Raw genomic sequence first — 12241 nt, forward strand, 5'->3', positions numbered from 1 at the left:
TTGTCCGGGATGGCAATGAGCCGCAGGCGAACAAGCGCTAAAACGGTGTGAAAAGGCGCCTCTGTCAGTCAGCCTGCAACAGCTTGCGCTGCAACTCGGCTGCGACGAAGACCGAATGCTCGGTCACCTGCGGCAGGCCCATCAGTTCGCCGAAGGTACCACGCGCCAGCGGCCCGCCGATCAGCAGCGACGGTTCGGCGTCGCCTGCCCGGCCGATCGCCTCGCAACGATCGTTGCAGGCGATGCCCAGCCCCGTCGGATCGAGCTCCAGCCAGCCTGCCTCGGCCAGCTCGCTAAGCCAGAGCTGGCTCTGCAGGATGCCACCATGCGCCGGCCCCGTGGTCACCACCACGGCGTCGACGGTCTTCGCCAGCGTGCTGCCGTTGCGAAGCCTCAGCGTGACGCCGATCTCCTCGCCATCACGTTCTGCATCGCGCACTGACGCGGCCAGCACCGAAAGCCGCCCCTCGCCGATTGCCTGATCGAGCGCCTCCTCCACCTGCGGAGCGATCCGGAAGCGATGCACATCCCAGAAGGGACGCAGATGCCGGACGATGCGCTGCCGCTCGGCAAGCGCAAGCCCCTGCCAGATCTGCCGTCCATGGCCGCGCACCTCGTCGATGACGGCATGCCAGCTGATGCCCGCCCTGCCCGCCTCGTCAATCGCCCGGCGAATGCTCTTCAGCAGCTGCGAGGCGGTCTTCGCGGGTTGCGCCGTGGAATCACCGAACGGCTCCTGCGCCACCGTGGCATGGCCGCGCGACCGCAGACCGCGCCGGGAGGCAGAGACGATCTCGCCGTGGTGACCGGCAAGCGACAGCGACGCGACGATATCGGCCGCCGTCAGACCATTGCCGACGATCAGCACACGGTCATCGGGACGGATCGCATCGAGCGCGCCTGCAGCCGTCGGATCGGCAACATATCGCGGATGACCGGCGAGTGCGGCCTGCAGCCCGCGGGGTGCGGACGGTGCGGGATGCGTCGTGGCAATCACCAGATAGTCGGCGCGGGTCTCCGCACCGGCACTGTCGGAAATAACCCACTTATCCGATGTCTTTTCAACACCGGTCACCAACGCGCGCCTGTGGATGATCCTGCCCTCGTCAACGAGCGGCTGCACACGGGCGGCAACATAGGCGCCGAAAAGGCTGCGCTTCGGAAAGAGGCTGCCATCGGAGCGAACAGCCCGCGGATCGTCGGCAACGCCATCGGTGGCGGCGATCCAGTCGAGAAAATCTTCCGGCCTATCGGGAAACAGGCTCATGCGGGCGGCGGGCACATTGATGCGGTGCGCCGCATCCGTCGTGTCGTAGGCGAGCCCGCGGCCAAGCTCCTCGCGCGGTTCGAAGACGATGATATCGGCCTGCCCGGGTGCAAGCGCTTGTGCAAGATGATAGGCGGCACCGGCGCCGGATACGCCCCCGCCAATAATTGCCACGACCTTGGAAAGACCGCCACCGCTGTTCATCACGTTATCGTACCTGGATAATTCACTGCTGCAATCCGCAATAAGGCGGATCATCATTCCGCACAACCAATATACTCTATAAAAAATGTGGAATTTTATTCGGCGAGCTCCGCCGCTTTCGCAAGAGTTTTTCCGGCCTTCATTCGAGAAGAGACACTCGTGCTTCGAAGGCGCGCCCGCGATCTGACATGCTTTTGGCTGTTTAGAGATCAATTCTCATCATCAAGACGGGACAATAATATGAACAAGACTTTCTCCACGCTCGCCCTGACGCGCCGCGCAAGCCTTGCAGCGCTCGCCGTTTCGGCCGTCGCGCTGGCAACCTTTGCCGCACCGCTTCCCTCGGTCGCAGCCGATAAATCCATCAAGGTCGGCATCATGAGCGGCGAGGACGAAGACGTCTGGCGCGTCGTGACCGCGGAAGCCGCCAAGAAGGGTCTCAAGATCGAGACCATCGCCTTTAACGACTATACGCAGCCGAACGAAGCGCTGGAGCGCGGCGAAGTCGATGCCAACGCTTTCCAGCACCAGCCCTACCTCGACAACCAGATCAAGACGCACAGCTACCATATCGTCCGTGTCGGCTACACGGGTGTCTGGCCGATCGGCCTCTACACCAAGAAGTACAACACGGTCGCCGAGATCCCCGAGGGCGCCATCATCGGCGTGCCGAACGACCCGTCGAACGAGGGCCGTGCACTGCGCGTGCTGCAGAATGAGGGCCTGATCAAGCTCAAGGACGGCACCGGCATTCTCGCCACCCTCGCCGATGTCACCGAGAATCCTAAGAAGCTCGAGATCAAGGAACTCGACGCCGGCATCGTCGGCCGCTCGATCGACGATCTCGACGGCGCCGTCGTCAATACCGACTGGGCGCTGAAGAGCGGTCTGTCTCCGAAGGAGCGCATCGCCCAGGAGCCGATCGCCGACAACCCCTACCGCAACTTCATCGCCGTCAAGGAAGACAACAAGGACGCCGATTGGGTGAAGACACTGGTTTCGGCCTATCAGAACGACACCGTCAAGGCCGAGTTCGACAAGGTCTACAAGGGAACCGGCCTGAGCGCCTACTAAGTCAAAATTCGCGCTGGGGGAAAGGCGCGAATCCAAGGCGGTCCGGACGTCAGTCGTCCGGGCCGCCTTGAGCATTTCTGAAGGAAAGACAATGAATTCATACGTGTCCGCCCCGGCGATCGGGGCGAAGCAGGAAACAGCGGCCGATGTCGTCCGGCTGGTCGACGTCAAGCGCCGCTTCGGCGAGACACCCGCCCTCGACGGCATTTCGCTGACGGTCAGAAAAGGCGAGATCTTCGGCATCATCGGCCGCAGCGGCGCCGGCAAGTCGACGCTGATCCGGTGCCTGAATGGTTTGGAGCGGGCCGATAGCGGCGAGATCCATATCGAAGGCCGCGATATAACGAGCCTCCCGGAAAGCGCGCTTCAGCCGCTGCGCCGCCGTATCGGCATGATCTTCCAGCATTTCAATCTGCTGTCGTCGAAGACAGTCGAGGAAAACATCGCCCTGCCGCTGAAGATCGAAGGCGTTGCGAAGGCCGAACGCCTGAAGCGGGCACGCGAACTGCTCGATCTCGTCGGTCTCGCAGACAAGGCGAAGGCCTATCCCTCATCGCTGTCAGGCGGCCAGAAGCAGCGCGTCGGCATCGCCCGTGCGCTGGCAGCCCGCCCGGCCCTGCTTCTCTCCGACGAAGCGACATCCGCACTCGATCCGGAAACCACCCGTTCGATCCTGGCGCTGCTGAAGGACATCAACCGCAAGCTGGGCCTGACGGTGGTGCTGATCACCCACGAGATGGAAGTGATCCGCAGCATTGCCGATCGCATCGCGGTCATCGATGCAGGCAGGATCGTCGAGGAAGGCCAGGTCTGGTCGGTCTTCGGCAATCCGCAGAGCACGATCACGAAGAGCCTGCTCGGCAGCATCCGCCCGCAGCTTCCGGAGCATATCGCCGCCAGGCTGTCGCCCGAAACCGGGACCGAAGCGATCCTCAGCGTCGATCTCGCCGGACCGGAGGCGCAGGGCGCGCTGTTCGCCGATCTTTCGGCAGCACTCCCGCATTCCTTCCGCCTCGTTCATGGCGGCATCGATCACATCCAGAACCAGCCGGTGGCGCGCTTCTTCATCGCCGTCCCGGCCCGCGATCCCGGCCTCAAGGACAAGGTCGAACAATTTCTGACGGCCCGCTCGGCGCGGGTGGAGGTACTCGGCTATGACACCGATCATGCTTGACCTGCTCTTGCGGTCGCTCTGGGAAACCATCCTGATGACCGCCGCATCCGGCATCATCTCGTTGGTCGCAGGTCTGCCGCTTGGCCTGGCGCTGGTGCTGACGGCCCGCGGCGGCATTGCCGAAAACCGTTGGATTAACAGCGTCCTCGGCGCCGTCATCAACGGTTTCCGCTCGGTGCCCTTCATCATCCTTCTGGTGGCGCTGATCCCGCTGACGCGGCTGATCGTCGGCACCGCGCTCGGCACGTGGGCGGCGATCGTGCCGCTGGCGATCGCCGCGACGCCTTACTATGCCCGCATCGCCGAAGTGTCGCTACGCGAAGTCGACCGCGGTCTGATCGATGCCGTCCGCGCCATGGGCGGCAATCGCTGGACGATCATCTGCGAGGTGCTGGTGCCCGAAGCCCTGCCCGGCATCGTCGCCGGCTTCACGGTAACGCTGGTGACCTTGATCGGCGCCTCGGCCATGGCCGGTGCGATTGGTGCCGGCGGCCTCGGCGATCTGGCGATCCGCTACGGCTACCAGCGCTTCGAGACATCGGTAATGATCGCCGTCGTCATCGTGCTCATCGTGTTGGTCTGCGGCATCCAGTGGCTCGGCGACCGCCTCGTCGAGCGGCTGGATCACCGCTGAGACGTAGCCAGATGTCAGATGGCGCGCCGGGCAGCCGGCGCGCCATCTCATCATTATGCTCATGCGACTGGCGGTCGATGCCGCCGCTGCGCTCCCATAGTTCCAGCATCTGTTGCCCGAGATGGCAGGCCTCGGAACCGCGAGGCAGAGCAGCTCTACTCTGGCGTCAAAACTTGAACAGCCTAACGCTTTATCGCGCGAAGAGCGGCCAAGACTTCCCCTGCGACAGTCTTCCAGGTGCGCAGCCGGGGCTTGGCCTCCGCTATCTGCTGCCGCAAGCTTTCGCGGTACGATGTATCCTGCATCAACTTATCGACCAGCGCTGCAAGCGCATCCGGATCATCCGGATCGAAATAGAGACCCAGGTCACCGCAAACTTCGCGCAGGACCGGGGCGGTCGAGCAGATCGCCGGCGTTCCGCACCACAGTGCTTCACCGGCAGGCAGCCCCCAGCCTTCTATCCGGCTAGGAACCACTACTGCGAGGGCATTGGTATAAAGACGGACGAGATCAGTCTGATTGGGGTTCTTGGTAAAAATGATATGGTCACGAATTGGGCGCAACGCGGCCTGCTCAGCATAGCGCTTAAGTCTCTTCCGGGGAGCGCCGGCAAGAACAAGATTGGGAACTTCACGGCCGGCTTCCTTCATCCGCAGCAGCGCGTTAAACACCACCTCGATATTCTTGCGGCCAAGATTAACCCCCACGGAAAGCAGGTAAGGTGCCGCAGGCAGGCTGATTTCCGGAGCCTCGACACCATCAGGACAATGGTGAACCAGCGGGACGACCGCGACCGGCCCCGGTTTCGGCAGCATTCTTGCCGCAGCAAAGCGTCCCAGTTCGTCCCTTGTGAATTCGGAATTGGCGAGGATCAGTTTCGACCGCTCGATAACGAAGCGGTTGTCCCGCAGGAAATTGCGGTCGAAACGACGGAACCGCTTTGTGGCACCATTATGCAATGGCATAAAATCATGAAGCAGCGGCACGACGGCCGCCTTGGATCCCGCAGTCTTCAGTGCCTTGATCATATCGACGATCAACTTCGGCCGCCCCGCCGAAACAAATAACCCATCCTGGATATCGATCTTCGAAAGGCTACTTGCGTTCTTCTCCCAGAGCCGTTTGTTGCGCCTTGATGCCATCGAGATATTGAGCAGATGCGCAATGCCCGACAGCAGAAACGCTCCGCCGTAATATGTCCGAAACCAGCGCTGCCCGACATTCTCAGGCAAATCAAATACCACCGTGCCATCGGCAGCTCTGTGCCATTTCACTTCGTAAAAGCATCGTGTGCCGAAAGAAAAAACAACGAAGCGGATATTCTCATCAAGCGCAGCGGCCTCTTTGCCGACCTCGACAACCGTCCGAGCAATGCCATAATTTTGAATGCGCCGAGCCGAAGCAGACAGCAGAGCTTCTGTCACATCGAAGAAAACGGTATCTTGCGGCATCAGGTGCACTCGTTCTGCGGGCGTTTTGCTCGGACCATATCGCTTGTCAGAGCGAACAAGAAGCCGAGCAACAAACTGAAATAATGCAGGTAGAAATCGAGACTTAGAAAAGAATCGAAGACCATCGCTATGCCCCAAAGCCCAGTGACTGACAATGTCAAAACCGCTCGGTTAGCGGGTGGAAGACCGTAAGAGACCAGATATGGCGTAAATAGAAACAGCAAGCCGACACATAAGAAGACAATCCCGCCGGTCACCAGCCACGACAGATACTGGTTATGATTGTGCTCGAAGCCAAACCTATCTTGAATGATCGGCCGAAGTGACAGCGCACCATGACCAAAAAAAGGCGCCTTCCAAATGGCTTCTACCGAGGCAGCCCACATATCCAGACGAAGCGTTACTGAAGGATCACCGGGGCCTTGAGCTGCATTGCGCTCAGCTTCAGCACGCAAGGCAACTCCGGCACCCTCATTCGCTCCGGCTTGAACCACCATCCCAAGCTTAGCATCATTCGCTGACGCTTCTGCATCAATCGCATACGCGTTTCTAAAGATATCGAAAACGGCCGGGAGTCTGCCGAAATTATTACATCCCGTTGCAGATTGGACTGGCAAACAAAGCAACGCGCCGATGGCCGCCGATGCCAAAAGCTCAATTGCCGTTGGCAGTGCAGCTCGAAACTTGCGCGACAACCGTAACAGGATAAAGGCTGCGAATACTCCAAACTGTGCGACGGCGACACCGCGCGAGCCCGTGTAGCCAAGCACGACAACGACGCTAAGAGAGAGCAGCGCAAGGCGTAGAAAACGTGCACGTCGCGACAGGCCCTCCCAGCCAAGGAGTAACAAGAAGGTCAGCGTCGTGAAGATGATGGCAGGGATGAACGGCCAAGCAGCTTCCGCACGCACGCGGCAGCCATCCCGGATGCCGAGAAACATGTAACCGCTGAGCACAGCGAAGGCAGCGGCAAGCGACCAAGGAGCGACAACATGAAAGCGACCATACAAATTCTTGATCTGCTGGCCGCGTAAAAAGCCAATCGCGAGCATGGCAATTGCGATCGCATAAAGTTCCAAATCTGGGTTACGAGGCGGCTTCTCGCCGGCCTGAAGACCTGGATAGAAAACTAAAAGCAGAAGGCAGAAAGCAAAATAGCCCGCTGCCGGCAACGCAAAGCGCAGGATTGCGCTGCGCGAGCTTGCGTAATCAGATTTGTTCCAGAAGATCACAGTCGGCACGACGCCGACGACGACCAAATAAGGGACTATCTTGCCGGCAAGGAAAAGCGCGAACACCAATCCGACGATGAACCCATCGTCCAGAACCGCCCGCGCCTTGGAAAACATCGCCGCCTCACATGCCAATATTCAAGAGCTGGAGACGCATCGTCCAGCATCAGTTGTCATGCAAATAAGCCGCATCGCCGCGGCGTGGCAAGCATTGTTTTACAAAACCGGACGGCAACCCGAAGTACATGCTGACGCGTGAAATGGCATCCTTTACCGGGAACACGCTAGCTCAATTTTGATACTGGAAGACAGGCTGGCCGATGGCCGGCTTGTTACTGCCATTCATCAGGCCAGAGGTCTTCATGTTGGCCCCATCCAGAGTGCCATCACAGCATTGAAAGGCGGTTGCAAGCAATCGATGGCCCCGTCAGCGTTTAGCGATCCTAGCACACATGTCCAGCAATCGGCTCTTCACCTATTTGCTATTCTAGCGCTGGCGAACCGAAGTGATTTATCATATTCACGAGCAAATTTATCTAGGGCGGTTCGGTAAAAAATGCTTCTTAAGCGAGCGTGCGACATCATTGGCGCTGTATTGGCAGGTGCTGCTCTATTTTTCCCGATGGTGTGTGTCGCACTCGCCGTCCGCGCGACCTCCAAGGGGCCAGTGCTCTATTGGTCGCAGCGCGTCGGCCGGAGAAATCGTCTGTTCTGGATGCCAAAGTTCCGTACAATGCGGATCGACACCCCAGTCGTGGCCACGCATCTTCTTGGCAACGCGGCACGACATCTCACTCCTATAGGAAGTTTTTTACGCAAGACAAGCCTGGATGAGCTTCCGCAACTATGGTGTATTCTAAGTGGCGAGATGAGCTTTGTCGGACCGCGCCCAGCCCTTTTTAATCAAGACGATCTCATCGCGGCGCGCACAAGCAGTGGCGTGCATCTACTTTTGCCGGGACTTACCGGCTGGGCCCAGATAAATGGCCGGGATGAACTGGCTATACCCGATAAGGTGGCGCTGGACGTTGAATACCTTGAGCGGCAGAGTTTTATTTTCGATTTGCGGATTCTCGCACTGACGGCCATAAAAGTGATCGGCGCCACTGGCGTGCAGCATTAGTAAGGTGGATGGCAAAAATCATGTTGGCCTCCGGTTGGATTGATCAGACACTGGTTAAGCTGCTTAGAGAGAAAATCATTGGGACACCTCGCCTTTGGAAGCGGGTCTTGATGATTAGCCTCGATATCGTGGCTCTCATGCTTGCTCTCTGGGCAAGCTATGCAATTCGGCTGTCTGTGTGGACGCCGGAAATCACCAGCGAGCGGTTGGTTCTTGCAGCGCTTGCCCCCGTCGTCGCAATTCCGGTTTTTATTCGATTAGGCCTCTACCGCTCGGTGATCCGCTACCTCCCAGAGGCGGCGATCTGGACGATCCTCAAGGCAATGCTTATTGCCACGGTAAGCTGGGTCATTATCGTGTTCCTCATGGAGATGGCCGGACAGGATATCGTTCCCCGTTCCATTCCGTTCTTCTACTTTGTCCTCGGATCACTGCTGATCGGCGGCATGCGCTTTGCCGCAAAATGGATCCTCGTGTCGGGTACAGGCCTGCGACGCGACGAGGAGCCGATCTTCATTTACGGCGCCGGACCCGCGGCAGCACAACTTGCGCGCGCCCTAAAGGGGCATGGCAATCGTTATGTCATGGGGCTCATTGACGATGAATCGATCAATCACGGGCGCGATATCGCTGGTTATCGGGTCTTTTCTTCCCATGATCTGCCGTCGCTGATAGATCGCTATGGAATAACCGAAATCGTCCTGAGCATGTCCTCCATCCCGCCGGCCAGGCGGCAGGCGGTACTCGGTCGGGTGACCGGGCTTGGCGTGAAAGTGCGCAGCCTCCCCGATATTTCGGACCTCGTCGATGGGCGCTACATAGTCAGCCAGATTCGGGAGATCGAGATCGATGAACTGCTTGGCCGATCCTTCATCCCTGCCGACAAAGAGCTGCTGGATCAAGCTCTTGCGGGAAAGATCATTATGGTGACCGGCGCAGGCGGCTCTATCGGTTCCGAGCTCTGCCGCCTCATCGTACGCCAGAAACCGAAGAAGCTCGTTCTCTTTGAGTCGAGCGAATACGCGCTCTATCGAATCGAGCAAGAGTTACTTGCAGCGGGCGAGCACCCCATCGCTCCCGTGCTGGGTTCGGTCACGGATGCCAGAACGGTGGAACGAGTCATCCGAACTCACGGCGTGCAAGTTCTATACCACGCCGCAGCGTACAAGCATGTCCCGCTTGTAGAGGAAAACGTTCTGGAGGGTATCCGAAACAATGTTTTTGGAACGCTGACCGTCGCGACGGTCGCCGCTGAGAAAAAGATCGAAAGTTTCGTCCTGATCTCATCTGACAAGGCAGTGCGGCCGACAAATGTCATGGGGGCGACAAAGCGGTGGGCCGAACTCATTGTCCGGCAGAGGGCAATCGAGGCGCGCGTTCACTCGGAAGGTCAGATCTTCTGTTCTGTTCGCTTCGGCAACGTGATCGGTTCCAATGGTTCGGTAGTGCCGCTGTTCAAACAGCAGATCGCCAAGGGCGGCCCTCTAACCATTACCGATCCGGAGATGACCCGCTATTTCATGGCAATTCCGGAGGCTGCTGAACTGATCGTGCAGGCAGGAGCACTTTCTGTTGGGGGCGATGTCTTTCTTCTAGACATGGGCGAGCCCGTGCGCATCGGAGACCTCGCCGAAAACATGATTCGGCTGGCCGGCTTTCATGTTCGAAATAGCAGAAACTCCGAGAGTGGTATCGCCATCGAGGTTGTCGGCAAGCGACCGGGAGAAAAGCTCTTCGAGGAATTGTTTTACGATCGCAACAATGCCCGGCCAACGAGGCATCCCAAAATCATGCGCGCAGATTCCACCATAGCTGCCGATTGCGATATGATGGCATGGTTGAAGGATCTGGAAAAAGCGATCCTAGCCGAAGACGAAGCTCAAGCTAGGGAACTTCTGTTTTCTTTAATCACAGCCGACGATTTGCCCAAGCAGACGGCTGTACACGGCTGAAGGCAGAGAGGACAATTTGACCATGGGCGTTACACTGGTAACAGGCGCTTCCGGATTCGTCGGTTCGCATCTCATGACCGAAATGATGCGGCGCGGATTGCCTGTTCGGGGAGTCACCCGGACGGAAACACCAGGATTGGCGACGATACCATCCTACAATCACGATACCCTTTGGGGGGCACATCTAAAGGGTATCGATGCAGTAGTGCATCTCGCCGCGCGTGTGCATGTCATGTGTGAGACGGCGGCCGATCCGCTTCTGCTATTTCGCGAGTCCAATGTTGCAGCAACTATCAACCTTGCGCGCCAAGCTGCCGAAGCAGGTGTCAGGCGCTTCGTTTTCGTCAGCTCAATTAAGGTAAATGGGGAACGAACGAAACCTGGGCAAATGTTCACAGCCGATGACCCGCCCAATCCACAAGATCCTTATGGAATATCGAAAGCGGAAGCGGAAGCGGCTCTCAAAACACTAGGGAGTCAGACAGGGCTGGAGATAACAATTATCCGCCCTCCTCTTGTATACGGACCGGGGGTGCGCGGCAATTTTCGCAGCTTGATGAAATGGGCGGCAAGCGGCGCACCTTCTATCTTCTCCGCCGTTAAGAACAAACGCTCTTTCATTCACGTTGAAAATCTTTGCGATCTTTTAATTTTAGCCCTGAGACATTCGGATGCAGCAAACCGGCTTTTTGTCGCGAGTGACGGATACGATCTCTCCACACATGAACTTCTTTTGCTGCTCACGCTTCAAGAGGGTCGGCGGCCGCTAAGTATTCCCGTTCCCCCCGCCCTTCTGCGCGGTATCGGCCTGCTTGCTGGGCGCGAGGAGATGGTCGCTCGCCTGACGGAAAACCTTCTGGTGGATTCGACAGAAACTCGCCGCGTGCTGGGATGGCGACCACCACTAATCGCAGGCGCAGCAATGCAGTCTATGTAGACCAGATTTATTTTCCAAAAGTGCGAGCACGCATAGCCGCGGCGAGGCTCCTGGTCTTTGTGTACGGCGATTGGAAAGATTTGGTTGCGGACGCCTGATTGCGCGGAGACTTGTCGACGCTTTCGTATCCACAAGTATCCCCAAGCCAGCCGCAGTGACGCGGTCACCAGCTCCGATAATCAGGACGATCGCGACCGACAGTCTATGGCGCACGGGCAATATGGCTGTCGAAAAGGCGATGAGCGCCGCCGTTGAAAGCCTCCTCCCGTCTGACGGAAGAGTGTGATGCTGCCGACGATCTTCAGGCCGACGTCAGCGGGTGTCAGACCCTTTCGCAGTGCTTTGTTCCACTTCTTTTCCGGATGATCATCGCTAAGCCTGAAGATGCGGTAGCAAAGCAGTGACGACGGCATCTTCAGTGACAAAGTGGCGACGAGGGCATAGGGTAGAAAAGCATCGTACCGGGCCGGGCGATGCCGTGCGACACGGAATGCCCCTTCCAGGTCGGAACCAGCATGCTGTGCGAGTACATCCCGGCCTTTCTGGAGTTCTTCGGCTTTCCGTCCAAGACAGCCGAAGAATTGCGCGTGGTGGCGACGATCTAACGGCCGAAGCGATTAGGACAAAGCCGATAAAGCCCCCGCCTCACGCCGTCTTGGCGCGCCAGAGCCGTTCTTCGGAAGTATCCTCGTATCCCAGCTTGTCGAAACTCGCGACCTCGAGAAGCAGTCCCCAGGATGAGCGCAGATATATCCAGTCAAAGCCCTTCAGCGGCCCCTCGGTGATGAGGTTGGGGCCTTCCAGCAGTTCGATGCCTTGCGCTCGCAGGCGCTCTACAGACGCGTGAACGTCCTCCACCTCGAAACACATGTGCACGCCGCCGACTTCCGACGGCCGTTTGTGAGGGGTTTCCTCCTCGCCGCTATATTCGAAAAGCTCAACGCTTGTACCGGCGCCGCAACGCAGGAAGACGAGGTCACGGATCGTCGATTGCGGCGCAGCGCCGATCTTCTTGGTCATGAAATCCTGATCGACGTCGAATGGGCCGGTGCGGAAAACTTCGACCGCGCCGAAGACCGCTTTGAAAAAGGCGATGCCCTCTTCGATATTGGGCACCGTAATGCCGATATGGTGCATGCCGTAGACTTTGTTTGTCATGTTCTTCCTCCCTTTGGGAAGCGGACGGTGCCCGC

General features: G+C 58.5%; 10 protein-coding genes. 6 read left to right on the forward strand and 4 right to left on the reverse strand.

Translation table 11 applies throughout. The features are described 5' to 3' along the window. Positions 1-64 precede the first annotated feature (64 nt). Positions 65-1471: an FAD/NAD(P)-binding protein gene (locus AC1DJO_RS15660; RefSeq protein ID WP_477971562.1), complete on the reverse strand. Its 1407-nt coding sequence runs from the start codon at positions 1469-1471 to the stop codon at positions 65-67. A gap of 240 nt (positions 1472-1711) precedes the next feature. On the opposite strand from AC1DJO_RS15660, the gene AC1DJO_RS15665 reads away from it, so the two are divergent. The 3 genes from AC1DJO_RS15665 (at position 1712) to AC1DJO_RS15675 (ending at position 4353) form a co-directional block, all read left to right on the forward strand. After that, positions 1712-2545, forward strand: coding sequence for a MetQ/NlpA family lipoprotein (locus tag AC1DJO_RS15665; protein ID WP_477971564.1), 834 nt, complete (start codon positions 1712-1714; stop codon positions 2543-2545). A 91-nt stretch (positions 2546-2636) separates the two neighbouring features. Then, complete coding sequence (locus tag AC1DJO_RS15670) at positions 2637-3719, forward strand: methionine ABC transporter ATP-binding protein (RefSeq protein ID WP_477971566.1); 1083 nt, start codon at positions 2637-2639, stop codon at positions 3717-3719. Further along, entirely contained in the window at positions 3700-4353 is a 654-nt protein-coding gene (locus tag AC1DJO_RS15675) for a methionine ABC transporter permease (RefSeq protein WP_477971568.1), read from the forward strand. The genes AC1DJO_RS15670 and AC1DJO_RS15675 overlap by 20 nt, the downstream gene beginning before the upstream one ends. Positions 4354-4535: 182 nt before the next feature. Here the strand turns inward: AC1DJO_RS15675 and AC1DJO_RS15680 are convergent, their stop codons facing one another. Together AC1DJO_RS15680 and AC1DJO_RS15685 are read right to left on the reverse strand one after the other, a co-directional pair. Next, positions 4536-5804 carry a glycosyltransferase family 4 protein gene (locus tag AC1DJO_RS15680; RefSeq protein ID WP_477971570.1) on the reverse strand — a complete coding sequence of 423 codons (1269 nt, stop codon included), beginning with the start codon at positions 5802-5804 and terminating at the stop codon, positions 4536-4538. Beyond that, on the reverse strand, positions 5804-7153 hold the full coding sequence (locus tag AC1DJO_RS15685; protein WP_477971572.1) for an O-antigen ligase family protein: 1350 nt from the start codon (positions 7151-7153) through the stop codon (positions 5804-5806). The genes AC1DJO_RS15680 and AC1DJO_RS15685 overlap by 1 nt, the downstream gene beginning before the upstream one ends. A 439-nt stretch (positions 7154-7592) precedes the next feature. On the opposite strand from AC1DJO_RS15685, the gene AC1DJO_RS15690 reads away from it, so the two are divergent. The 3 genes from AC1DJO_RS15690 (at position 7593) to AC1DJO_RS15700 (ending at position 11048) form a co-directional block, all read left to right on the forward strand. Further along, complete coding sequence (locus tag AC1DJO_RS15690) at positions 7593-8159, forward strand: sugar transferase (protein WP_477971574.1); 567 nt, start codon at positions 7593-7595, stop codon at positions 8157-8159. Between the two features lie 110 nt (positions 8160-8269). Continuing rightward, entirely contained in the window at positions 8270-10111 is a 1842-nt protein-coding gene (locus AC1DJO_RS15695) for a polysaccharide biosynthesis protein (RefSeq protein ID WP_477971638.1), read from the forward strand. A gap of 22 nt (positions 10112-10133) precedes the next feature. After that, positions 10134-11048 carry an NAD-dependent epimerase/dehydratase family protein gene (locus tag AC1DJO_RS15700; RefSeq protein WP_477971576.1) on the forward strand — a complete coding sequence of 305 codons (915 nt, stop codon included), beginning with the start codon at positions 10134-10136 and terminating at the stop codon, positions 11046-11048. 645 nt (positions 11049-11693) lie between these two features. Here AC1DJO_RS15700 and AC1DJO_RS15705 read toward each other — a convergent pair. Further along, the gene (locus AC1DJO_RS15705) at positions 11694-12206 is read right to left on the reverse strand and encodes a VOC family protein (RefSeq protein WP_310293833.1); all 513 of its coding nucleotides are present in this window, start codon (positions 12204-12206) and stop codon (positions 11694-11696) included. Between the last annotated feature and the right edge of the window lie 35 nt (positions 12207-12241).

This window comes from Rhizobium sp. 05N430 (assembly GCF_056396985.1).